Source organism: Nocardia asiatica NBRC 100129, assembly GCF_000308415.1.
Classification (GTDB): Bacteria; Actinomycetota; Actinomycetes; order Mycobacteriales; family Mycobacteriaceae; genus Nocardia; species Nocardia asiatica.
The window spans coordinates 1-21,994 of the sequence record NZ_BAFS01000195.1; the positions used below are offsets into that span (position 1 = coordinate 1).

The 21,994-nt window shown below is 66.1% G+C and carries 21 protein-coding genes; 7 read left to right on the top strand and 14 right to left on the bottom strand.

Going from position 1 to position 21,994, the window contains the following annotated elements:
• Both ON27_RS19115 and ON27_RS19120 read right to left on the bottom strand, forming a co-directional pair.
• On the bottom strand, window positions 1–624 hold a 624-nt coding region (locus ON27_RS19115; RefSeq protein ID WP_245560006.1), incomplete at its 3' end, for a substrate-binding domain-containing protein.
• A 36-nt stretch (window positions 625–660) separates the two neighbouring features.
• On the bottom strand, window positions 661–1,557 hold the full coding sequence (locus ON27_RS19120) for a TIM barrel protein (protein ID WP_043729168.1): 897 nt from the start codon (window positions 1,555–1,557) through the stop codon (window positions 661–663).
• 260 nt (window positions 1,558–1,817) lie between these two features.
• Here ON27_RS19120 and ON27_RS19125 point away from each other — a divergent pair, with 260 nt between their 5' ends.
• Window positions 1,818–2,819 carry a LacI family DNA-binding transcriptional regulator gene (locus ON27_RS19125; protein ID WP_043729170.1) on the top strand — a complete coding sequence of 334 codons (1,002 nt, stop codon included), beginning with the start codon at window positions 1,818–1,820 and terminating at the stop codon, window positions 2,817–2,819.
• A gap of 61 nt (window positions 2,820–2,880) precedes the next feature.
• The gene (locus ON27_RS19130) at window positions 2,881–3,900 is read left to right on the top strand and encodes a Gfo/Idh/MocA family protein (protein WP_043729174.1); all 1,020 of its coding nucleotides are present in this window, start codon (window positions 2,881–2,883) and stop codon (window positions 3,898–3,900) included.
• An 84-nt stretch (window positions 3,901–3,984) separates the two neighbouring features.
• On the opposite strand, the gene ON27_RS19135 is transcribed toward ON27_RS19130, so the two are convergent.
• Window positions 3,985–4,452 (bottom strand): NUDIX hydrolase, encoded by a 468-nt coding sequence (locus ON27_RS19135; RefSeq protein WP_043729177.1) that lies wholly within the window; start codon window positions 4,450–4,452, stop codon window positions 3,985–3,987.
• 123 nt (window positions 4,453–4,575) lie between these two features.
• On the opposite strand from ON27_RS19135, the gene ON27_RS19140 reads away from it, so the two are divergent.
• Window positions 4,576–5,940: a cytochrome P450 gene (locus ON27_RS19140; RefSeq protein WP_083887665.1), complete on the top strand. Its 1,365-nt coding sequence runs from the start codon at window positions 4,576–4,578 to the stop codon at window positions 5,938–5,940.
• A 56-nt stretch (window positions 5,941–5,996) separates the two neighbouring features.
• On the opposite strand, the gene ON27_RS19145 is transcribed toward ON27_RS19140, so the two are convergent.
• Entirely contained in the window at window positions 5,997–6,539 is a 543-nt protein-coding gene (locus tag ON27_RS19145; protein ID WP_051046764.1) for a GNAT family N-acetyltransferase, read from the bottom strand.
• Window positions 6,536–7,996 carry an NsdA family TPR-like regulatory protein gene (locus ON27_RS19150; protein WP_218003012.1) on the bottom strand — a complete coding sequence of 487 codons (1,461 nt, stop codon included), beginning with the start codon at window positions 7,994–7,996 and terminating at the stop codon, window positions 6,536–6,538. The genes ON27_RS19145 and ON27_RS19150 overlap by 4 nt, the downstream gene beginning before the upstream one ends.
• 733 nt (window positions 7,997–8,729) lie before the next feature.
• On the opposite strand from ON27_RS19150, the gene ON27_RS42940 reads away from it, so the two are divergent.
• Complete coding sequence (locus ON27_RS42940) at window positions 8,730–8,942, top strand: hypothetical protein (protein ID WP_157227236.1); 213 nt, start codon at window positions 8,730–8,732, stop codon at window positions 8,940–8,942.
• Between the two features lie 76 nt (window positions 8,943–9,018).
• Here the strand turns inward: ON27_RS42940 and ON27_RS41335 are convergent, their stop codons facing one another.
• Entirely contained in the window at window positions 9,019–9,762 is a 744-nt protein-coding gene (locus ON27_RS41335; protein WP_157227237.1) for an HNH endonuclease, read from the bottom strand.
• A gap of 181 nt (window positions 9,763–9,943) precedes the next feature.
• Window positions 9,944–10,198: a VWA domain-containing protein gene (locus tag ON27_RS41340; protein WP_245560007.1), complete on the bottom strand. Its 255-nt coding sequence runs from the start codon at window positions 10,196–10,198 to the stop codon at window positions 9,944–9,946.
• 977 nt (window positions 10,199–11,175) lie between these two features.
• Between ON27_RS41340 and ON27_RS42945 the strand changes: the two genes are divergently transcribed.
• Window positions 11,176–11,619 carry a hypothetical protein gene (locus tag ON27_RS42945; protein ID WP_157227238.1) on the top strand — a complete coding sequence of 148 codons (444 nt, stop codon included), beginning with the start codon at window positions 11,176–11,178 and terminating at the stop codon, window positions 11,617–11,619.
• 170 nt (window positions 11,620–11,789) lie between these two features.
• On the opposite strand, the gene ON27_RS19160 is transcribed toward ON27_RS42945, so the two are convergent.
• From ON27_RS19160 to ON27_RS19175, 4 genes are all read right to left on the bottom strand, one after another.
• Window positions 11,790–13,196 carry a vWA domain-containing protein gene (locus ON27_RS19160; protein WP_051046765.1) on the bottom strand — a complete coding sequence of 469 codons (1,407 nt, stop codon included), beginning with the start codon at window positions 13,194–13,196 and terminating at the stop codon, window positions 11,790–11,792.
• A gap of 426 nt (window positions 13,197–13,622) precedes the next feature.
• Window positions 13,623–14,516 (bottom strand): AAA family ATPase, encoded by an 894-nt coding sequence (locus ON27_RS19165; protein ID WP_043729185.1) that lies wholly within the window; start codon window positions 14,514–14,516, stop codon window positions 13,623–13,625.
• 191 nt (window positions 14,517–14,707) lie between these two features.
• The gene (locus tag ON27_RS19170; protein ID WP_157227239.1) at window positions 14,708–15,088 is read right to left on the bottom strand and encodes a hypothetical protein; all 381 of its coding nucleotides are present in this window, start codon (window positions 15,086–15,088) and stop codon (window positions 14,708–14,710) included.
• Window positions 15,089–15,291: 203 nt separating this feature from the next.
• Window positions 15,292–16,266, bottom strand: a complete 975-nt coding sequence (locus ON27_RS19175; protein WP_218003015.1) for an acyl-CoA thioesterase — start codon at window positions 16,264–16,266, stop codon at window positions 15,292–15,294.
• A 471-nt stretch (window positions 16,267–16,737) separates the two neighbouring features.
• On the opposite strand from ON27_RS19175, the gene ON27_RS19180 reads away from it, so the two are divergent.
• The gene (locus ON27_RS19180) at window positions 16,738–17,028 is read left to right on the top strand and encodes a hypothetical protein (RefSeq protein WP_043729192.1); all 291 of its coding nucleotides are present in this window, start codon (window positions 16,738–16,740) and stop codon (window positions 17,026–17,028) included.
• Window positions 17,029–17,099: 71 nt separating this feature from the next.
• On the opposite strand, the gene ilvC is transcribed toward ON27_RS19180, so the two are convergent.
• From ilvC to ON27_RS19195, 3 genes are all read right to left on the bottom strand, one after another.
• Window positions 17,100–18,101, bottom strand: coding sequence for a ketol-acid reductoisomerase (gene ilvC, locus ON27_RS19185; protein WP_174377715.1), 1,002 nt, complete (start codon window positions 18,099–18,101; stop codon window positions 17,100–17,102).
• A gap of 228 nt (window positions 18,102–18,329) precedes the next feature.
• On the bottom strand, window positions 18,330–18,833 hold the full coding sequence (ilvN, locus tag ON27_RS19190) for an acetolactate synthase small subunit (protein WP_039799659.1): 504 nt from the start codon (window positions 18,831–18,833) through the stop codon (window positions 18,330–18,332).
• A complete protein-coding gene (locus ON27_RS19195; protein WP_043729197.1) occupies window positions 18,830–20,764 on the bottom strand; it encodes an acetolactate synthase large subunit in 1,935 nt (644 codons plus the stop codon). Before ON27_RS19195 ends, ilvN begins: the two co-directional genes overlap by 4 nt.
• 426 nt (window positions 20,765–21,190) lie before the next feature.
• Here ON27_RS19195 and ON27_RS19200 point away from each other — a divergent pair, with 426 nt between their 5' ends.
• Window positions 21,191–21,694, top strand: coding sequence for a PH domain-containing protein (locus ON27_RS19200; protein ID WP_245560009.1), 504 nt, complete (start codon window positions 21,191–21,193; stop codon window positions 21,692–21,694).
• Window positions 21,695–21,994 lie beyond the last annotated feature (300 nt).

A 21,994-nucleotide genomic window follows, 5' to 3' on the forward strand; every position in this document is an offset into this window, starting at 1 on the left:
TGCGCGTCGGTCGGATTGTTGACTGTCCACCTGGAGCGTCACCGCGGCGCCGAACGCTTTCGTCGCGCCCGCGCAGCGTTCGTTCGCGCCGATATTGCCCGCCTCGTGGATCACGCACAGCATTTTCGTGCGTCCGGCCTCGGCGAGCCTCCTGCCCGCGGCCTGCCCCGCCAGCGACTCGCTCTGACCCACATGGACGAACGCGCCGAACTTCGCGCTCTCGGATTCGCCGGAATTGATCGTCACCACGGGAATGCCCGCGGCGACGGCTCTTTCGACGGACGGCCGGAGCGCCTGCGGATTCGCCATGGAGACGACGAGGCCGTCGACCCCCTGCGCCACCGCGTTGTCGATCAGCTTCGCCTGCTGACCCGGATCACCGGAAGCGTTGTAGTCCACCCGGACACCCAGGTCCTTCCCGGCGGCCTCCGCGCCGTTCTTGACGACATTCCAGAACGCGTCGCCCGGACTGCCGTGTGTCACCACCGCTACCGCTTTCACCGTCCCGACGGCGATCGGCGTCCGCGAAGGGGCGGGCGCGTCGGCGCCGGGACCGCTGCACCCGGCCAGCAGGGCGGCCGTGGCGATCCACGGCAGCAGTCGGCTGGGATATCGCGCGGTCACACCGCGCCACGATCGAGAAGACATCGTCGCCATCGCCTAGATTCCGGCCGCGGTGAGCGTGATGTCGGCGAGGTATCGCAGGCTGCGCCCGGTGTCGCCGCTCGGCTTGTCCGCCGAGTCTGATGTCCGCAGCGCGGCGTCCTGCTCCAGCACGTACCAGCCGCGATAGCCCGCGCTCCGCATCGTGTGCACCAATGCCGCGATGTCGACGTCGCCCTCGCCCAGCGGGACGTACAGGCCGCGGCGCACCGCCTCGCTGTACTCGAGCTTCCCGCCGCGTACCTGGTCGGCCAAGGGGCCACGGACGTCCTTGAGATGGATGTGCCCGACGCGCTCGGCGTGCCGCCGCGCGAGCCGCACGGGATCTGCCCCGCCGACGAGCAGATGCCCGGTGTCCAGGCAGATGTCGAGGTCGGTATCGGCGAGGAACCGCTCCACCTCGTCCTCGCTCTCCACATGGGTGCCGACATGCGGATGCAGCACCGTGCGCAGGCCGTGCGCGGCGGCGAGGTCCCGGATCGCGGAGGCGGTATCGATCAGGGCGCGCCATTGCGAGTCGTCGAGCTGTGGGCGCGCGTCGTATCCGCCGAGACCGGTCGCGGCGGCGAGCACCAGCACTTCCGCGCCCGTGGCGGCCAGCTGCGCGGCGGTGCGCCCCGCCTGCGCGAGGGCGTCCTGCCGGTCACGGTGCAGCACCACGGCGAGGAAGCCGCCGACCGCGGCGATGCCGAAGTCATCGAGCAGCTGGCGCAGTGCACCCGGGTCGCGCGGCAGATAGCCGGGCGGCCCGAGTTCGGTGGCGCGCAAGCCGAGCGCGGCCATCTCCGACAGAACGGTGCGGGCGTCGAGCACGTGACCCCAGCCGGGGACCTCGCAGACTCCCCAGGAGATCGGCGCGGCCGCGAGGCGCAGCGGGTGCAGGGATTCGGTCATCGGCACTTCTCCGACCTTCGATATCGAGTTGGCCCCGTTCTATTGGAGCGCTCCAACTATGTAACGCAGGTCATAGTGTGTCAAGGACTTCCGGCGTGGCGACTAAAAGCTGATCTACCAGCAATTATTGCAGCATCAGCGCCGGATTCGAGGACGGCGGCGAGGGCGGCGAGGCAGATTGGAGCGCTCTATTGCTCCGCTCGCACGCACCGCGTATCGTCCGTCCCGGCAGGAGGTCGCGGACGCGGAACGGAGGCGACATGGCACGGCCGACCATGGAAGACGTCGCCGCGCGTGCGGGCGTCTCCCGCGCTCTGGTCTCGCTCGTCATGCGCAACTCACCCAAGGTCAGCGAGCACCGCCGCCGCGCCGTGCTGAACGCGGCGAAAGACCTGGGCTACCAACCGCATTTTCTGGCCCGCTCGCTGGCCAGCCGGACCTCCGACATCGTCGGCGTCCTGGTCTCCGACCTGCGCAACGCCTTCTTCGCCGACGTGGTCGAAGGCATGGACACCGCCGCCCAGGAGTCCGGGCTCGAACTCATCCTCAACACCGGCCGGCGCAGCGCCGACCGCGAACGCACCGCCTTGGGCAGCCTGCTCTCGTTCCGGCCCGGTGGCGTCATCCTGCTGTCCCCGATCCTGCCCGCCGCCGTCATTCGTCAAGCGGCGCAGCAGGCTCCGCTGGTGCTGGTGTCGCGCACCTCCACCGTCGCGGGCATCGATACCGTCAACGACGACGGCGAGGCAGGCGCCGCCCTCGCCGTCGATCACCTGGTCTCGCTCGGGCACCAGCGCATCGTCCACCTCGACGGCGGCGGCGCTTTCACCTCCGCGCCCCGCCGTAAGGGTTATCGCGCCGCCATGCAGCGCCACGGGCTGGAACCGATGGTCGTGCCGAGCGAGCACACCGATTCCGCCGGCACGGCCGCGGTGCGCAAACTGCTGAACCTCTTCTCGCGCGACAACTTTCCCACCGCGCTGGTGTGCGGTAACGACTTCAACGCCGTCGGGGCGATGTCCGCGCTGGAGGAAGCGGGATTACGCGTACCGGAGGACGTCTCGGTGGTCGGCTACGACAACACCTCGCTGGCCGCCCTGCGCCACGTCGCGCTGACCACCATCGACCAGCCCCGCATCCGGATGGGCCGCCTCGCGATCGAGGCTCTCACCGAACGACTCCGCGACGGCCGCACCGCCCCGGTCCGCCGCCGGTTGGAACCTTCGCTCGTCGTCCGCTCCACCACGACCGCTCCACGCTGATCCGACACCGGGCTGTGCCGCCCGCCCACGCACGTCGCTATCCCATATATAAGGAGAGCCGATGTCACCTCACCGAGCCGTCACCCTCGGTCTCGCCGGAACCGGCCGCATCGGGACCTCGCACGCCGAGACCCTGCGGAAACTCCCGAACATCGGCGCCGTCCTGGTCGCCGACGCCGACGCCGACCGCGCCCGCACCACCGCCGCCGTGCTCGGCGTCGAATTCGCCCCCGACCTCGACGCCCTCTTCGCCGCCGGCCTCGACGGCCTGGTCATCGCCACCGCCACCGACGCCCACCCCGAACTCATCATCCGCGCCGTCGACGCGGGCATCCCCGTCTTCTGCGAGAAGCCCGTCGCGGCGGACATCACCGGCACCCTCGCAGTCATCGAGCACACCCGCGACTCCACCGTCCCGGTCCAGATCGGTTTCCAACGCCGCTTCGACGCCGGCTACCGCGCGGCGCGTGCGGCCGTCCGCTCCGGCGAACTCGGCTGGCTGCACACTCTGCGCGCCACCACCCTCGACCCGGCCCCACCCCCCGCCGAATACATCTCGCGCTCCGGCGGCATCTTCCGTGACTGCGGAGTGCACGATTTCGACATCGTCCGCTGGGTGACCGGGCAGGAGATCAGCGAGGTGTTCGCCCTCGGATCGAACCGAGGCGGGTCGTTCTTCGCCGAAGCGGGCGACGTGGACACCGCCGCCGTGCTGTTGCGCCTGGACGACGGAGCCCTCGCGAACGTTTCGCTGACCCGCTACAACGGCGCGGGGTACGACGTCCGGCTGGAAGTGTTGGGCTCAGAGGGGAACGCCATCGTCGGGTTGGACGATCGCGCGCCCCTGACTTCGGTCGAGCCCGACCACAGCCCCTCCCCCCATCCTCCCTATTCGAGCTTCATGGAGCGGTTCCGTCCGGCGTACGCCGACGAACTGGCGGCATTCATCGAAGTCGCCACCGGCCGACTCGAAAACCCCTGCACTCCGGCCGACGCGTTGGAGGCGTTCTACATCGCCGAGGCCTGCGAAGTGTCGCGCCACGAGGGACGAGCGGTGCAGGTCGCCGAAGTCCGACGCTGACGTCAGGAGGCCGGGCCGGCCACGTCGTGGAAGATCGTTCACTGCTCGGGGCGGGCGCCCTCCCGCACCGAGGGCGGTGGCGGCTCAGTGCTGGATCAAGCCGCCGACCGGGACGGCAGCGACGTGGCCGGTTGCCGGAAGGGTCCGAGCCAGCGCCAGACCGATGTCGACCAGTGATGACCGGCGCAGCCGGGCGACATCGGGAATCGGGGTCCAGATCGGCTCGGCGGTCTCACCATTGGGCTCATGCCGCAATCGCCCGCCGGTGACGCGGACCCGGTAGAAGATGCCGATATTCTGGTGCTCGGCTCCGGCATGCGCGGCTGCCGCGGGAATTACCCTCGAGTCCACGCCGAGTAGACGTTCGACCACCCCGTGGCAGCCAGTTTCTTCAGCGAGCTCTCGGGTCACCGCGTCGAACGGGTCCTCCGCGTGCTCGACCCCACCGCCCGGAAGAGTCCAGTTGGTCTCGCCTCTCGGTGGTACGTAACGGACGAGCAGCACCCGTCCGTCCTCGATGCAGACGGCGTATGCCGCCAGCCTGAAACTCATCCCCGACACCTCCCGCCGGACCCTATCCCAACGTCCTCCACTCCGGCGACTCGCTGTCCACAGCCGCGACAAACACGAACGGGTAAGCGAAAATTGGCGCAGGAACTCTCACGAGGGGCCTCCATGAGTGCGCATACGGCTGTCGGCCGCCCTGTCCAGCGAGCATGGCCGATCGTCGGTCACGGCCTGGCGCTACGAAGCAGGCCATTGGAGTTCTTCGCCGAACTGCACCGGACGCCGGAGCCGTTGGCGCGAATCCGGTTGGGCAGTAGAGACGCCTACCTGGTGACCGCGCCGGAGCTGATCGTTTCGTTGCTGCGCGGCAAGGAGGCGCACAGTGTCGAGAAGGGGGCCTTCTTCGAGGCCATGCGCGCGCTGTTGGGTGATGGCTTGTCCGTGTCGGCCGAGCCCAAGCACCTGCGGCATCGCCGCCTCATGGCACCGGCCTTCCACCACGAGAGGATCGCCGGCTATGTGCGGATCATGCAACAGGAAACCGATGCCATGGTCGACAGCTGGAGTGACGGCGCCCGATTGGAACTCGATGACCGCTTGCGGGTGCTGGCCATGCGGATCGTCGCGAAAGCTCTGTTCGCCAGCGAACTCGGCGAAGCAGTGGTCGCGGAATCACTGCGTTCGTTCCCCGTGATCGTCGACGAGCTACCGAAGCGGACGATGATGCCGTGGCTGGCCCACGTCCCGCTGCGCAACCGCGCATTCGATGCCGCAGTACGCAGGCTCTCCGATGCGATCGACCGCATCATCGCCGAATACCGTGCGAGCGGAACCGATTACGGCGACTTGGTGTCGATGCTGCTCACGGCACGCTTCGACGACGGCACCGGACTCACCGACCGCGAGCTGCACGACGAAGTGATGACGCTCTACGCCGCCGGCTTCGCGACCACCGCCAACACCATGGCCTTCGCCTTCTACGAGCTGGCCCGGCGCGCGGATGTGCGCGAGCGCGTCGAGGACGAAGTCGCCGAGGTACTGCGCGGCGGCCCGGTCACCGCCGAAAATATCCAGCGACTCCAGTACACCGAGCGAGTGATGGCAGAGACGCTGCGCCGATACGCTCCCACCTGGCTCGGCACACGCGAGACGATCGAGCAACTCGACCTCGGCGGAGTCAGGCTCCCCGCGGACACCACGATCTTCTATTCGCCGTACACGCTGCACAACAGTCCGAAGCATTTCGACGATCCGGCACGGTTCGACCCCGACCGGTGGACGCCGCAATACCGCAAGACCGTGACCCGGTCCGGGGTCTATCAACCGTTCGGCCTCGGCAACCGCAACTGCATCGGCGAACCGTTCGCCTGGTACGAGGCGATCACCATTTTGGCTACGGTTGTCGCCCGGGCGCGTCTGGAATTGGTGCCGGGAGCTGCGGTGCGCGAGGTCGCGCGGGCCACGCTGGAGGTGAACCACCTGCCGGTGACGGTGCGGTTGCGTACCTCAGCGCTGACCACGCCGTCGGCCTGAACACGATCGGCCGCATGCTGTGGAGGTCCCCGTAACCGTTGCTGAGGGTCCAGCGCTCAGCCCAGCGGCCGGGCCATCTCATCCATAACCGGGGAGTCTGCGAACGGTTGGTCTTGGCCGATTACGCGCCAGCCCCACGCCTCGTAAGCGGCACGTGCCGGATTGCCGACCCGCACCAGCAGGTAGGCCAGCGGTTCGGGACGCTGCGACAACAAGGCGTCGTGAATGGTTCTCGCGAAACCTCGACCTTGGCAGTCGGGGTGTACAGCGAACTCGCGAAAGATATACACCGGTGCATTTGATGCGGTAGACACCTCAGGGTAGGCCCGAACGGCCTTCTTCCACACCGCTTGTGGACGGCTGTAGGGAGTGCCGAAGGCGTAGCCGATGATGCGACCATCGACCCTGCCCGCGACCAGTTCGAAACCTGCTATCGGGGCGTACATCCTTTCCAAGCGTTCCCAGAATCGCGCTGGGCTGTACCACGGGTCGGCTTGCTGTGCGCGGTGCGAGTCGAGATAGAGGTTCCTGAGTTCGTCCGAGAGCCCGAGCACCCCGACGGCGTCGTAGCGGGCGAGTTCGAGCGAGCCCGAGGTCATGATTCAAGGGCCTTCCTTGCAAGAAAGGCGTCGTCCCGCAGTAGCTCGTGGAGTTCTCGCGCACTCCGAGTGCGCCGCTGATCCTTCGGTACGGCCGCGAGGACTTGTTCACCCAAGCCCATCACGAACCGTGTCCGATGAGCGGTCGGCAACCTTTCCAAGGTCGTCGTCGCGTATCCGGCACCCTCAGTCGGGTCACCGGCAGCAACCAGGCAGAGGGCACGCTGCAACTCGATTTGCAAAGGCCCGCGCCGACTATTGGGTGGGTACAGCTCCAACGCCGCCGACTGCGCCTCTTCCGCCCGGCGGGTATCGCCGAGATGGGAGTACACGAAACTTTCGGCGAACCTGAGTCGCTCTTCCGGGTACGCCCAGCAGTGCCAGCCGTGATCCCTCGTCATGGGAGGAGGCAGCGCCGCAAAGGTCTCCCGCAGATCGTTCAATGACGACTCGGCTTCCACGGCACGACCTAACAGGGCAAATGACTGAGCACGCGCGGCAAGCAGACTCGGTCGCCCGGCAACGGGTCCATCCGCGATGAGGTGATCCGACTTGCCGATCTCATCGAGGATGAGCTCAGGTTCCTGTCCGTCATAGATCGCCCGGATAGCACTGCGCCCCCGTACGAACATGATCGTGTGGAGGTCACCGGAGCTGGCTGCCGCGTAGTAGGCCGTGCGCCACCAGCGCCTACCTTCACGTCGACGGCCGAGATCTCCGACCGCCTGAGCCATGTACTGGCTCAGCAGGGCACCGATCTTGTACAGCTCGCTGCGCTGGCTCGGCTCACGCGACAGGTTCAGCGCCGTCTCGAGACTCAGGACGTCCACCAACAGTGTTTCGTGCAGCTCTGTGGCCGTGTGAGTGACGTACGAGGTTCCATATTCGCGGATGATCTCGTTCCAGTCATCGAGGTCGACCGCGCTGCTCTCGGAGACAGCCCTATTGAGCCCGTGCCGAGCCGATTCCGATCCGAACGCCATACCGACGCTGGCGGCCGACGCGCTGAGCAGAAAGGTTCGGCGTTGCACGTCGTCAACCTCTTTCCCCTCCGTAGGCGGGAACGTCGGCGGATCATCCCCTTCCATGCTAACGCTGCCGGGCCCGCGCTCTGCCGGACGAAACCCGAGCTCAGCGTCCGTCGTGACGCCGAGAACGGCCCGCAACCCCGCGCGATAGTCCTCGTTGGGCCAGCGGAAGACGCCGCGCTCCAGCTTGCCGATGTAGTTGCCGGACAGTTGAACGACCCGGCCGGTCCGGCGATAGACCCAAGCGTTCACCGCGTCGGCCAATTCCGCCCGGGACAACGAATGACCGGTCACTTCCGACCTGGTTCGTGCTCTCGCCGCGCTGAGCTGGTGATTCGGTTCGGACAAGTCCCGTCCCCCTCGTTCGGTATCCCGCAGCCACAGCATCGCATCGCCCCCGTGACGTGCAGGTCCGAACCACGCCGACATCCCTTGTTCCTCCCCTTGTCCTCCCCGCCAGGGGCGTTCCCGCAACACCCCACCGCGACGGAATCTAGCCACAGCACTCGATGCCCGACCCTCGTCAGGCTCTCGGGCGTCGGTGCCCGTCCTGGAACGACTGGAGCAGAAAGGCAGCGGAATGCGATCGGTTCGCGGATTTGCGGCAAAGGGTACGGCGCACGAAGTATCACTCGTACACGGCACAACCGCAGACACCCTGATGTCGAGGTGCCGGTTCTATCAGGAGGTTTGCGGGCTGCCCGCGCGGGTTCACCCACAACTCCGCCAACTGTTCATCCCCTTCGGCAGCGTCGGCGCGGTCACCGTCCCCGCCGAACTCGGCGCGGCGGTCAAATGCCACATGCAGGGACACGGCGTTCCGCCCGGCCCGATCGTCTCCCATCCCCGATCGAAGCGATGGACATTCCTCGTCGTGCCAGACATTCCCGACGACGTGGCTCTGTTCGGAGAATTGTTTCGCCTCAACGCCTCCGTGGCCCGCCTCGGGGCACAGATCGCACTGCCATCGCCTGCCGATCGACACGGATTCCGGGTGTGGGTGCAAGCACCGCGTGACAGCTATCGGCCGTCGGGGCTCGCCGTCATCGAATCCATCCGTGCATGTGCCAGACCCAGACGGCGCGGATCGCGTGCCTGAGCACGCCCGAACAAGTAAAGCGCACCTCTGCCAAGACGCCGCCCAAGCCGACAAGGATCAGCGATGACATGGAACCACCTGACTATTGGTAGCTGGGTCAGCACAAGCGAGGGCTGCCCAGTCCGGACTGTCGCCGACGAATGCCACGAACACGTGACGTTTGTGTTCGGCGATTCGGGCAACGAATTCGAGCTGACGATCGACCGCAGCACCCTGGTCGAGGTGCTCCGGCTCGGCTCTGAAGCGCTGAACGAGACGGCGGCAGGAACTCAGTGATCAACGCAACGAGAGCAAGCCAAGCAACCGATCCGTCGAGCGATGCCTGCGAAGGGCGAGGAGGTGAACTCGTACCTCAAGCCCTACTGTCGTGCTGGCGCACCAAAGCACGAAGTTCGTCCGGACGAAGCCACTGGGATCGGTAGTGAATCATCCTGTGGCAGTTGGCGCATAGCAGGATGAGGTCCGCCAGTCTGGTCTTTGTTTCACCCGAGACATGCAGCGGCACAACATGATGGCATTCGATGTAATTCGAGCCGTGAGGTCCGTACACCGCTTCGAAGTCAAAATAGCAGACCTCACACCGGACCCTTTCTTCCGTCTTGAGGAAGTCGGCGATCTTCTGCGCACGAAGCCGAGGATCTCGCTCACGACGGAAGTATCGACCGGCGAGAAGTTTGCCTTCCCGGAAGCCGACGTCTCGGGGAAAAGCGACATCCCAAGTCACGTCGTCTGTCGACTTCCCGGCAAACTCGCCGGACAAGATGCCTTTCCGAATCTCCACAGCAGCTGCGCGCATCTCATCAGGGGAACTCCGGAAGTCGGCCAGAACTTCTCGGTCCTGCTTCGACCCACGAGTCTTCCCCCCTCGATGGTCAGGGTGCGCCGTCTCCAAATCGGCAGTCTTCCGCGACACGCTTCCAGTGCTTCGGAACCTCGGACTTCGGCGCTCGGGCGGATGGATCGATGCACGATTCAACAGCTCAGACAGTTCAACAGCGCGGGGATCTTGCTCTCGAATCTGTCGCCAGCCGTTGTCCATGACCAGATCACAGGCGAGGATCAATTCGTCCCGCGTCCAGGGCGGATCGGACACCATGTGAATCAGGATAACTTCGAGTCGCATCGAGACGGCGAGCCACTGAGTCGCGTCGCGACGACGTGGCCGGCAATCCGCTCGTCCAGCGTGTGGTGAGCATGTCTTCTAGATGGTTCTCACGAGGGCAACAGCCGGGCTATGACCTCGGCCAACTGCTTGACGTTGCGGCACTCGTGCATCGTCACGCACTCCGCGTACACGTGGGCCGCGGAGTCCCCGTCGACCACGACCGAGACGGCTCGGGATTGAGCCAGTAGGTGCGCTTCGCTCGGTCGACAATTGACTGAACCGCAGGAAGATTGGGGTCCATGCGGTTGGTGCGACCATCACCGAGGATGAGCACGGACGTGCGCGGGCCGAGGGCGTCGGCGTAGTTGTCGAGGGAGCCTTGGAAGGCTTCGCCACAGTAGTCCGTAGCGACCGGAAGGGAATGCATGAGCGGCGCATCGGACTCATGCAGTGCAGTCGACGTCTCCCTCAGACAAGCAATGAATACCAACCAGTTCGAATGTGACTCAAGTCATCACATACTGGATGGAACCGCTCTTCGAGAATCCCCGTCTAAGTCAGTGAAAGGCACAACAGGAAGCAGCCTGATTCGAGTAGACGAGCCTGCCCGAGAGGGGGAGGTCGGTCTTGGCTATGCGATCGCGCGATCCTGACGACTGTTGAAAAGTGGGGAATGAGAATTGATCCAACGACCGGCGAAGCCGGCTGAAGGATGTTACTAATCGTAATCAGCCCGACCTTCCACCTTTCATGCTCATGAAATGGTGCCGCCTTACAAAAATTAACAGCAAACGATCCTCGCCGCCATCGGCGAGGATCGACCGCCACACCCTGACACCAGAGCCGTACGGCGCGCTGTTCACAGTACGCGACTAATAGTTAGGCTAGCCATGAACCATCTCAGCAATCCGAGAACCGAAAATTTCACCGCAACTGCCACGTCGGGACATCACCGAGCACTGCTCGGCACTACACTTGCCGCTGCGCTGCTGTTCGGCTCGATGGCGATTCCCACTCTCGCCAACGCTGCACCGGAGTATGCACACTGCAGTGTCGACATCGAAGCCAAGCCAGAATACCCCCACGAATCGAAAGGGTCACCCGGGTGGATCGTTGGTAAAGCCCGTCTTACATGTACCGTAGCCGCCGAATCGCTCACCGTGCTCGCGAGACTCCAACAACGCAAGAACGGAAAGTGGGATACTGTCAACGAAGGCAGGGCAGATTACTCCGATACGACCGCGGGTCAGAAGTACACGGGCCAGGCCACCGCCGAATGCAGGGACGGCGAGTATCGAACAGGTGCCAGCGGGAACGGGGTGTATCGCGGCAAGCCCTCAGGCTCGATAGCATGGGAATACTCGGACTCGGTTACGATAAAATGCAAGTAAATCGAGGAGTGTCATGGGCAATGATCGAACGTGGGAAGACTTGGTCCCCGAAATCTGCGATGTCGCGATCCGCTACGGTGCCACCACGCATCTGTCGGAAGGGCAAGTGATCGTGTCGGCGACCACATCCCGACCACACGATCATTCCGCCCGAAGCATCCTCATCACCCGTTTCGACGATGAAGCGGCGCGGATACGGACAGGGTGGTGCATCGACGGCCTCGCCGACTACACGATCGGCAACCCCGGGCGGCTTTCGCACGTGGCAGCCATTATTGATGGAATTTGCTCGGGTGGTGCAGAAGAGCATGCCTTCCTCGGTGCTGACGGGTGCTGGGTCGGAGTTGCCTGGCAGATCCGAAGTCGACAGGGAGACGGGTTGGGCGGTGGCGATTTCGAAAGCCCGCATCCCAGAGCCATACACCGTCTCGGTGCTTGGGATGATGATTCCGACTGACTCTGAGAAGGAAGAAGCCGATTGCTGTCACGGTGTGCGAACCGTGGCAGCAATGGTTCCGTCGGCTCTCGATTCGCTCGCCGGCTGCGTCTGCTGACGTCGGTGCGGGTAGCCGTATAGCTCGGCTGGAGACACACCGATGCGATTCGATGTCGTCTCAGCGAGCCGAGTCACGCAGGCAGTAGCCGCGCAATGACCTCGGTCAACTGCTTGACGTTCCGGCACTCGTGCATCGTCACGCACTCCGCGTAAACGTGCGCTGCGGAGTCCCCCGTCGACCACGAGCGCGACGGCTCAGGGTTGAGCCAGTAGGTGTGCTTCGCCCGGTCGGCAATCGCCTGTACCGCAGTGAGATTCGGGTCCGTGCGGTTGGTGCGACCGTCACCGAGGATCAGTACGGACGTGCGCGGCCCGAGGGCGTCGGCGTAGTTGTCGAGGAAGCCCTGAAAGGCTTCGCCGTAGTTGGAGCTGCCGAAGCGGGCGACCTTTGTGGAGCGGAGGATTCGGGCGGCGGTGCCGGGAGTGGGTGGCTCGCCGGGGGTGAAGAAGGGGGTGATCTCGTCGCAGGTGTCGACGAAGCCGAAGCTGCGGACCTTGCTGAACTGGTCCTGTAGGGCCTGGATGAGGTGGAGGGTGAATTCGGCGAAGCCGGTGACCGAGCCGGAGATGTCGGCGAGGACGACCAGGTCGGGGCGGCCGTGTTTGCGTGCGCGCAGGACCGGGTCGATGGGGACGCCGCCGGTGGACATCGAGCGGCGCAGGGTGCGGCGCAGGTCGATCTGGCCGCGCACGGCTTTGCGGCGGCGGACGGCGAGGCGGGTGGCGAGTTTGCGGGCCAAAGGGTGGACCAGGCGGCGCATTTCGGCGAGGTCTTGTTCGCGAGCTCCGAGGAAATCGATCTGGTCGGTGCTGGATTCGACACCGCGGCGGGCGATGTACTCGGTGCCGCGCAGTTGCGCCGAGCGCAGCCGGGCCTCGGTTTGGACGGCGGTGCGGAATGCCGCGAGGCGTCGGTTGGCTTCGATCGTGTGGACGGTGGTGTCGAGCTGGGAAGTTCCGTTCATGCCCGCGACGATGCGATCGATGAGTTCTTCCGGGCGTATGGCTTTCATCGTCAGATAGGAGGACCAACCCGCGCCGGAAGCGGTGGTGACCGGTCCGGTCCCGACGCTGCCATAGCCGCCGAGGTCGGTCAGGGCACGGCGGGCGAGTTCGGTGATTGCTCCCGAATCATCCTGCGCGAGAGCTGAAACCAGCTCATCCCGTAGGGCGTCGACAGATTCGGGACTCGACGGGGCGGTGGGACCGGGCCGATCGGCGGTGAGAAAGTAGAGGTCGAAGAGCTGGTCGAACACCGCGCGCTGACCGTTGCGGCGCAACAGGCAGGCGGCCATGCCGGAGCGCAGACGATCGCGGTCGGCCACTCCGAGCGCGAGCATCGCCTCGGCCGCGTCGATGGTCTCGCTCGGCCCGGCGTTGATACCGTACTCCCGCAACAGACCGACGAACTCGACGAGCCGATCGGTCACCGAGTCGAACACCTGGTTGCCTGCCCCGCCCGCAATCCCGTCAACCATGCTCACACCGCACCCCAGCACCAATGCTCTGCTCGGCGGTAGACAAATAGTGACCTACTGCCGCCATATCTCTGCGCTCGCTGGACCAATTGTGGTGTGAGCCGAACGCAGTGCGGGGCTGCGCCGGGATCTGCCGTGTGGAGATGTGCAGGTGGCGTGCGAGGACGCATCCGCAGTCGATGCCTCGCGACGCTGGAATGCTGCGGAAGAGTCGGCAACCACCGAGAAAGCCCGACTTCACAACGGATCGAGTCCCTGTCCGCCGAATCGCTGCACGAGCTCGAGGAGACGCCCACTCCACAGAACCCATCGCTTGCCCGCGCAGCACGCGGGATGGTCGGCGATGTGCGGACCGGTCGGCACACGAGAAAACGGCACCGACTCGCGCGGCAGATTCGGTTCCTGCCGATCGGCACCGTTCGAGCCTCATCGCGCCGCCCTCCCCTGCTCGGCGTCCGTATCGGGCAACCCGAGCCGTTCGATGGCCAGGCGATGGTCGGACCGATATTTCAGCAGCACACCGAGCGTCGACCGGACAACCTCTCCGGACAGGTTTCGCGCACCCAGCGCGACCAGCGTCTTCGCCCAGTCCACGGTCTCGGAGATCGACGGCGGCTTGCGCAAGGAGAGTTGCCGGAGAGCGCCGACCACCCGGACCACCGGCTCGCCGAGCGCCTCGTCCAGCTCGGGGACCTTCATCCGCACGATCGCCCGCTCGAGTTCCGCCGTCGGATAGTCGATGTGCAGATACAGGCAGCGCCGCTTGAGCGCTTCGGACAATTCGCGGTGGGCGTTGGACGTCACGACGACGAACGGCTTGCGCACCGCAGTGACGGTGCCGAGTTCGGGGATGCTCACCTGGTAGTCGCCGAGCACCTCGAGCAGGAGCCCTTCCAGTTCCGCGTCGGCTTTGTCGAGTTCGTCGATGAGCAGCACCGTGGCGCGCGAGTTGCGGATGGCGGCCAGCAACGGGCGCGCCAGTAGGAACTCTTCGGTGAAGACGTGGTCGCGGGCGCTGTCCCAGCTTTCTTTGTCGCCGGCGGTGATGCGCAGCAACTGCTTGGCGTGGTTCCACTCGTAGAGGGCGCGCGCCTCGTCGATGCCCTCGTAGCACTGCAGCCGCACCAGGTCGGACGTGGTCGCGGCGGCGACGGCCTTGGCCAGCTCGGTCTTGCCGACACCCGCCGGCCCCTCGATCAACAGGGGCTTGCCGAGGTGGCCCGCGAGGAACACGGCGGTGGCGATGTCGAGGGACGGGAGGTACCCGGCCTCGGTGAGACGGCCGGTCACCTCGTCCACCGACGCGAAGAACTTACTCATCGGTAACTAGTCTAGACCGGGCACTTCGTGCCCCCGATACCCGGGAATAACGTCGTGGCAGCGCCGGTGACCCGCTCAGTGATGGGTAGCTCCCGACCTTCGGCGTCAGCTTCAGAAGTGCAGGACCTCTTTCCTGGACACCACGCCTGTAATCCGGAAGATTCTCCGACGCCGGCTCCGCGGCGCTCGGGCTACTCGCTGACCACTTCCCATCGTTTCAGCTCGGCCTCCCCCGATGCCGTCCTGTCCCAAGGGTGGTTCCGGAAGTCCGGATCGCGCACCTCCATTCGTCGCTCGGCATCCGGGCCGACGCGGGCGATCGACAAGGCGGCTGTGCGGGACCCGAGCGGGTGTCGCTTCAGCGCGTACGCGATTTCGGTTGCCACTGCGAGCAGATCGGGCAGCCCGTTCGAGCCTGGCACGCACAGATCGAGCGAGAAGTCCATCGCATCGGGATGGGCGGGCGAGACTCGCGCTCCTCCGGACGCGATCTGCACGTGCGGTGGAAGCTGCAGTCCGGCGGCGAATTTCGCGAAGCTAGGATCGGAGATCATCTGCGGGCCGATCGGCATCGTGCCGTCGCAGTCCAGGATCGGGGTGGAAACCGTCTCGGGAACTGGGTCGTCACTCGGCTGGCAGCTCACCAGAATCACCGAGGCCACGGCCGCACCCAGCACCCTCGCGACTCGCCTCGATGGATGCCGTGCTTCCCCACGCTGCTCGATGGCCGCCCCCTGAACCTCGTCGCGAACGGACAGATCGCCCTGCGCGCAGTCTAGACCGGCCCCGATGTCCGGAAATGACTCGGTTCGGCGTCGGACGGCACGGTGCCGGCCATGGTGAACGGCTCGACCAGCGCACGCAGTTCGATCAGGTGCCTGGCGTGCGCGTCGAGTGCGCGATCCTCCTCGGAGACCGGCTCCCACCGCCGCACGGCTCGCGCTTTTCCGTGGTCGTCCACCGCGACGACCACAGCGAGACCGTGCGCGGCCAGCGCCGGTTCGTCGGAGTGGGCGTCGGTGGATGTCACGTGCACGCTCACGTGCATACTGCGCGGCCCGGTGTGGATCAGTCGCGCGGTGACCTCTACGACGTGGCCGATCACGATCGGCCGGTAGAAGCGGATCCCGCCGAAGTAGGAGGTGAGGACGCGCTGTCCGGCCCAGTTCGCACCGCACACGTATGCCGCCTCGTCGATCCACCGCATCGTCCGGCCACCGTGGACCTTGCCGCCCCAGTTGATGTCCGAAGGCGCTGCCAGGAAGCGCAAAGTGGCGCTCGGCGCGGTGCCCGCGGAGGTGTAGCGCTGGGCGGCCATCGCCTCCTCGATCTGCTTGCGCACCGAAATCCTGGCCCGCGCCTGCCGATGCCGCCGCATTTCCAGCATGGTGGTCGGATGCCATTGCGGGACTTCCACATTGCGCCTCTCCTCGTCCACCGCGACGAAGATCGTCAGACATTGTGCCGACTGCACCTGCCGCACGCGGGTGGGATCGGTCGAGTAGACCGTCACGAGGATGTGCATGCTGGTGCGCCCGGTGTGCACGAGATTGGCATGCAATTCGACCAGCTCGCCGACCGCGATCGGCCGGTCGAGATGGATGTTCCCGACATAGGCGGTGACGCAGTAGCGGCCGCTCCACTGGGCCGCCGCCGCGTAGGCGACTTTGTCGATCCATTCGAGGAGTTTGCCGCCGTCGACCGATCCCAGGATGCCCGCGTCGGCGGGCTGCACGAGAAATCGGTGGATCGCCTCCGGACGCCGACCGGCCGACGCAGAATTCGAGATGGTCGCGAGAGGAATATCGGTCGAATCGGGCAAGGTTCACAATCCGTTCGGGTAGAGAATCTTCGGCTACCTGACCTCGTTGTCCGGGAGAACCTTAGGCCCCAGCGGCAGTACGAGCGAGTAACGAATGAAAGCGGAGGCAACGCTCCCGCACGCTCCGGGATGAGCAGTCGCCTTTGGCGATCACCAAGCAACACACATGGGGGGTTGCCCCTAATACTGCGGTTTGATTTTGCCCCCAGGGGAGACAACCCCCGTGACCTTTCGCGCGAAGTGCGCAAGAGTGAAGTCGTGCAGTCCCTGCCCCGTCGGTGAGCGCGACCGCGAAGCAGTGACCGTAGATCCAAGATCTGTCCACGGGGGAGGTCGTGGGCAGACCCGCAACGGGGGATGGTGGGCGGAAACACTCACCGCAGAGTGAAAGGATTTACGTTGTTCTCCACAATCAGCGCACGCCGCACCCTGGCCCGCGTGGCCGTCGCCGGTGCGATCGCCGCAATCCCGTTGACCGCGTTGGCGATGCCCGCCTCGGCTACCCCGAGCACCCCCGGGGTCACCCAGGCCTGGTACGACCCGTATTACGACCGGTGCGACTTCGGTCCGTTCCAAAACTGGAGCTGCAACAACAATCCGCTGTTCGGTTGGGGCTACAACCAGTACGGCGGCCCCTTCGGGCAGGGTTACGGACAAGGCTTCGGGCCGGGCATGTTCGGCAGCAGTTAGCAGGTCCGCGAAGACGCGGGTGGCCCGCTCCGAGTTCCGGAGCGGGCCACCCGTGCGAATCAGCCGAAAAATCAGGCGGTCTCGGTGATCGGGCGATCGACCCAGCTCATCAGGCCGCGCAGCTTGGCGCCGGTGACCTCGATGGGGTGCTCGGCGTTCTGCTTGCGCAGCGCCTCGAGTTCCTTGTTGCCGCCCTCGACGTTGGCGACCAGACGCTTGACGAAGCTGCCGTCCTGGATGTCCTTCAGGATGTCCTGCATGCGCTTCTTGGTGTCGGCGTCGATGACCCGCGGGCCCGACAGGTAGCCACCGAACTCGGCGGTGTCGGACACCGAGTAGTTCATCCGCGCGATGCCGCCCTCGTACATCAGGTCGACGATCAGCTTCAGCTCGTGCAGCACCTCGAAGTAGGCCATCTCCGGCGCGTAACCGGCCTCGACCATGACCTCGAAACCGGTCTTGACCAGTTCCTCGGTGCCACCGCACAGCACGGCCTGCTCACCGAACAGGTCGGTCTCGGTCTCTTCCTTGAAGGTGGTCTTGATGACGCCCGCGCGGGTGCCGCCGATGCCCTTGGCGTAGGACAGCGCCAGCGCCTGCCCCTCGCCCTTCGGGTCCTGGTCGATGGCGATCAGAGCCGGAACGCCCTTGCCGTCGACGAACTGACGACGCACCAGGTGGCCGGGGCCCTTCGGGGCGACCATGCCGATGGTGACGTTGGCAGGCGGCTTGATCAGGCCGAAGTGGATGTTGAGGCCGTGGCCGAAGAACAGCGCGTCGCCGTCCTTCAGGTTCGGCTCGATGTCATTGGTGAAGATCGACGCCTGCGCGGTGTCGGGCGCGAGCACCATGATCAGGTCCGCCCACGCCGAGACCTCCGCCGGCGTGCCGACGGTCAGGCCCGCCTCCTCGGCCTTCGGACGCGACTTCGAACCCTCGGCGAGGCCCACCCGGACCTCGACGCCCGAGTCGCGCAGGCTCAGCGAGTGCGCGTGACCCTGGCTGCCGTAGCCGATGACAGCGACCTTGCGGCCCTGGATGATCGACAGGTCGGCATCGTCGTCGTAGAACATCTCGACTGCCACTGTGGTTCCTTCCGGGATCATCCCCGCGCGAGGCGGGGCACACCGTGCTTGCGCCGGTGCGAATTTACGTTGTTCTGGATCGGATCACCCCCGCAGCAGCGGGAGGGGATCATTCCCGCGTACGCGGGGAGGGCGGCACGCCAACCGTCGATCGCAGAAAGACTAGCGTGTGGCCGCCGCCGGGCGGTCGGCCCCATCGGTGTGCCGCTCGCTACCTCATCGAGTGGCGGTGATGGACTTCGGTCCACGCCCCACCGCGACGACACCGGACTGCACGATCTCCCGGATGCCGTACGGTTCGAGCATCCGCAGCAGCGCGTCGAGCTTGGACCGGGTTCCGGTCGCCTCGACGGTGAGCGCGTCCGGCGACACGTCGATGACCTTCGCGCGGAACAGTCCGACGGCCTCGATCACCTGGGTCCGCACGCTGGCGTCGGCGCGCACCTTCACCAGGATCAGTTCGCGGGCCACCGAGCTGTCGGAGTCCTGCTCGACGATCTTGATGACGTTCACCAGCTTGTTGAGCTGCTTGGTGACCTGCTCCAACGGCAGGTCCTCGACGGTGACGACGATGGTCATGCGCGAGATCTCGGGAAGCTCGGTGCCGCCGACCGCCAGCGATTCGATATTGAAGCCGCGGCGGGAGAACAGCGCCGCGACCCTGGCCAGCACGCCCGGTTTGTCCTCGACGAGAACGCTGAGGGTATGCGTGGTACTCATCCGTTGTTCACCCTGTTCTGTTCCTGCGACATCGCCGCGTGGATGACCGCCGGTTCCGCGGCCTGCTCGTCCTCGTCGAACAGCGGGCGGATGCCGCGAGCGGCCATGATCTCGTCGTTGCTGGTGCCCGCGGCGACCATCGGCCAGACCTGGGCGTCCTTGCCGACGATGAAGTCGATCACCACGGGACGGTCGTTGATGGACTGCGCCTCGCGGATGGCGGCCTCCACGTCCTCCTCGCGCTCCACCCGGATGCCGTGGCAGCCGAGGGCTTCGGCGAGCTTCACGAAGTCGGGGATGCGCAGCGAGTGCGTGCCCAGGTCGGTGTTGGAGTAACGCTCCTGGTAGAAGAGGGTCTGCCACTGGCGAACCATGCCGAGGTTGCCGTTGTTGATCAGCGCGACCTTGATCGGGACGCCTTCGACGGCGCAGGTGGCCAGCTCCTGATTGGTCATCTGGAAGCAGCCGTCGCCATCGACCGCCCACACCTCTTTGTCCGGCGCGCCCATCTTGGCGCCCATGGCCGCCGGGACGGCGTAGCCCATGGTGCCGAGGCCACCGGAGTTCAGCCAGGTGCGCGGCTTCTCGTACTTGATGAACTGGGCGGCCCACATCTGGTGCTGGCCGACGCCCGCGCAGTAGATCGCGTCCGGCCCGGCCAGGCGGCCGAGCGCCTCGATGACGAACTCCGGCGACAACGAGCCGTCCGCCGGCGGGGTCCAGCCCAGCGGGTAGGCGTCGCGCACGCCGTCGAGGTAGGTCCACCAGTCGGTCAGCGGCAGCGGCAGCGAGGCGCCCGCGGCGGGATCGCCCTTCAGGGTCTCGATGAGCTCGACGATCACCTCGCGGCAGTCGCCCACGATCGGGACGTCGGCGTGCCGGTTCTTACCGATCTCGGCCGGGTCGATGTCGGCGTGGATCACCTTGGCACCGGGCGCGAAGGAGTCCAGCTGACCGGTGACGCGGTCGTCGAAGCGGGCGCCGAGGGTGACCAGCAGGTCCGAGCGCTGCAGCGCGGCGACCGCGCCCACGGTGCCGTGCATGCCGGGCATGCCCATGTTCAGGCGGTGGCTGTCGGGGAACGCGCCGCGCGCCATCAGCGTGGTCACCACGGGCATGCCGGTCAGCTCGGCCAGCTGCAGCAGTTCGGCCGAGGCGTCGGCTTTGATCACGCCGCCGCCGACGTAGAGCACGGGAGCCTTGGCTTCCATGATCATCCGCGCGGCCTCGCGCACCTGCTTGCCGTGCGGCTTGGTGACCGGGCGGTAGCCGGGCAGCCGCATCTCCGGCGGCCAGCTGAAGGTGGTCTGCGCCTGCAGCACGTCCTTGGGGATGTCGACGAGCACGGCGCCGGGGCGGCCGGACGCGGCGAGGTAGAACGCCTCCGCGATGATGCGCGGGATGTCGACGCCGTCGGTGATCAGGAAGTTGTGCTTGGTGATCGGCATGGTGATGCCGGAGATGTCGGCTTCCTGGAACGCGTCGGTGCCGATCAGGCTGCGGCCGACCTGGCCGGTGATGGCCACGATCGGGACCGAGTCCATCTGCGCGTCGGCGATCGGGGTGACCAGGTTGGTCGCGCCGGGGCCGGATGTGGCCATACACACACCGACCTTGCCGGTCGCCTGGGCGTAACCGGTGGCCGCGTGACCCGCGCCCTGCTCGTGCCGGACGAGGACGTGGCGCACCTTGGTGGAGTCGAACAGCGGGTCGTACACCGGAAGGATCGCACCACCCGGAATGCCGAATACGGTGTCGACGCCCAGCTCCTCGAGCGACCGGACGACCGACTGCGCGCCGGTGACCCGCTCGGGCGGGACCGGGCGGCGGTTGGCCGCGGACGTCGCGTTGGCAGCGGGCGTGGCCTGCTGGTTCGCCGAAGGCGCTGGCCTACGGGCCGAAGGCCCGGGCCGTGCGGTAGGTGCGCTCACCGTCTTCGTTCCTTACTGGTTGTGGTTCTGACCCCGGAATTTGTGCCAGCGGTGTCTTGCGCTTCGCCATGCTGGAGATTAGTCCGAACATAAAAAAGCCCCCGACAGCACAGGGCTGATCGAGGGTGGCGCGTCGCAACGCGAGCTGACGTATTCGACTCAGTGTGTCAGGCTCAACGCTGGACGCGCCGGCCGATTACGAGCAACTCGTTTCGATTCACGCGCACGACGTTAAGCGGGTGTGAACCGAAGAGTCAAACAGATGACCCCGTGTGTCCCATTATGTGGGACAGTGCGGTTGCTTGTGTCCGTTCATCAGGATGCGAGGATGGTGGTGTGTCATCACCGCATCAGTCCGTGCCACCTTCTGAATCGTCCCATACGCCCGCGGCGACAACGGATACGGGTCGCGCGTCCGACGCCCGTGTGATCCGCATCCCACGGCTGGCCTTCCTGGGCGTGTTCATCCTGCTGATGTGCGTGTTCTTCCCGTTCGTCGGTTGGCCCGCCGGACTGTGGTGGCTGCTGCTCATCCCGGTCGCGGTGCTGGTGTGGGTGGTGCGGACGCAGACCACCGTCTCGGAGGACGGGCTGGATCTGCGGACGCTGTTCGGTTCGCGCCACCTCGACTGGGCACAGGTGAAGGGCGTGCGGATCCCCAAGCGCGGATACGTGCGCGCCGATCTCACCGATGGCACCGAGGCGAAGCTCCCCGCGGTGAGCTACGACCGGTTGCGCGATCTGGCGGCGGCGTCCGGCGGACGTATCCCGGACCCGTTCGTGGCCGCCGAAGCGTCCCCGGCGCAGGAATCCCCCGCCGAACCCGCGGACTCGACCGCACCCGAGACGGGCTCGAGTGGCGACGGCGGTCCGGGAGCCGACGGGACCGCGAAGTCCGCCGAGGACTCCACCGGCGAGGACACGCGCTAGCGGGCGATCGCGTAACCACGCGGCTCGAACATCTCGCCGACCGTCCCGTTCGCCTGGATGCGATCGCGCTGTCCGGGCCATCGCCCTGCCGGACCGCTGCTGCGCCGAACGGTCGCGACAGCCCATTCGTTCGGCCCGTCACGCCTCGAGGCGAGAGCGAGGACGCGCCGAGGCGGAACACGCGCCGCCGTTAGGTTGTTGCGGTCGAGTGATGGGATGATTTCTCCGGAGCAGTGACCCTCCTTCTCGTCCCACCCTCGACGGTCCGGCACCTCCGGCGACCCGTCGTCGCCCGCGACA

Excerpts from the sequence above, each read along its gene's own strand:
- ON27_RS19120 (WP_043729168.1), bottom strand. The coding sequence starts at position 1,557 with ATGACCGAATCCCTGCACCCGCTGCGCCTCGCGGCCGCGCCGATCTCC.
- ON27_RS19125 (WP_043729170.1), top strand. The coding sequence starts at position 1,818 with ATGGCACGGCCGACCATGGAAGACGTCGCCGCGCGTGCGGGCGTCTCC.
- ON27_RS19130 (WP_043729174.1), top strand. The coding sequence starts at position 2,881 with ATGTCACCTCACCGAGCCGTCACCCTCGGTCTCGCCGGAACCGGCCGC.
- ON27_RS19135 (WP_043729177.1), bottom strand. The coding sequence starts at position 4,452 with ATGAGTTTCAGGCTGGCGGCATACGCCGTCTGCATCGAGGACGGACGG.
- ON27_RS19140 (WP_083887665.1), top strand. The coding sequence starts at position 4,576 with ATGAGTGCGCATACGGCTGTCGGCCGCCCTGTCCAGCGAGCATGGCCG.
- ON27_RS19145 (WP_051046764.1), bottom strand. The coding sequence starts at position 6,539 with ATGACCTCGGGCTCGCTCGAACTCGCCCGCTACGACGCCGTCGGGGTG.
- ON27_RS19150 (WP_218003012.1), bottom strand. The coding sequence starts at position 7,996 with ATGTCGGCGTGGTTCGGACCTGCACGTCACGGGGGCGATGCGATGCTG.
- ON27_RS42940 (WP_157227236.1), top strand. The coding sequence starts at position 8,730 with ATGACATGGAACCACCTGACTATTGGTAGCTGGGTCAGCACAAGCGAG.
- ON27_RS41335 (WP_157227237.1), bottom strand. The coding sequence starts at position 9,762 with ATGGTGTCCGATCCGCCCTGGACGCGGGACGAATTGATCCTCGCCTGT.
- ON27_RS41340 (WP_245560007.1), bottom strand. The coding sequence starts at position 10,198 with ATGCATTCCCTTCCGGTCGCTACGGACTACTGTGGCGAAGCCTTCCAA.
- ON27_RS42945 (WP_157227238.1), top strand. The coding sequence starts at position 11,176 with ATGGGCAATGATCGAACGTGGGAAGACTTGGTCCCCGAAATCTGCGAT.
- ON27_RS19160 (WP_051046765.1), bottom strand. The coding sequence starts at position 13,196 with ATGGTTGACGGGATTGCGGGCGGGGCAGGCAACCAGGTGTTCGACTCG.
- ON27_RS19165 (WP_043729185.1), bottom strand. The coding sequence starts at position 14,516 with ATGAGTAAGTTCTTCGCGTCGGTGGACGAGGTGACCGGCCGTCTCACC.
- ON27_RS19170 (WP_157227239.1), bottom strand. The coding sequence starts at position 15,088 with ATGCCGATCGGCCCGCAGATGATCTCCGATCCTAGCTTCGCGAAATTC.
- ilvC (WP_174377715.1), bottom strand. The coding sequence starts at position 18,101 with ATGTTCTACGACGACGATGCCGACCTGTCGATCATCCAGGGCCGCAAG.
- ilvN (WP_039799659.1), bottom strand. The coding sequence starts at position 18,833 with ATGAGTACCACGCATACCCTCAGCGTTCTCGTCGAGGACAAACCGGGC.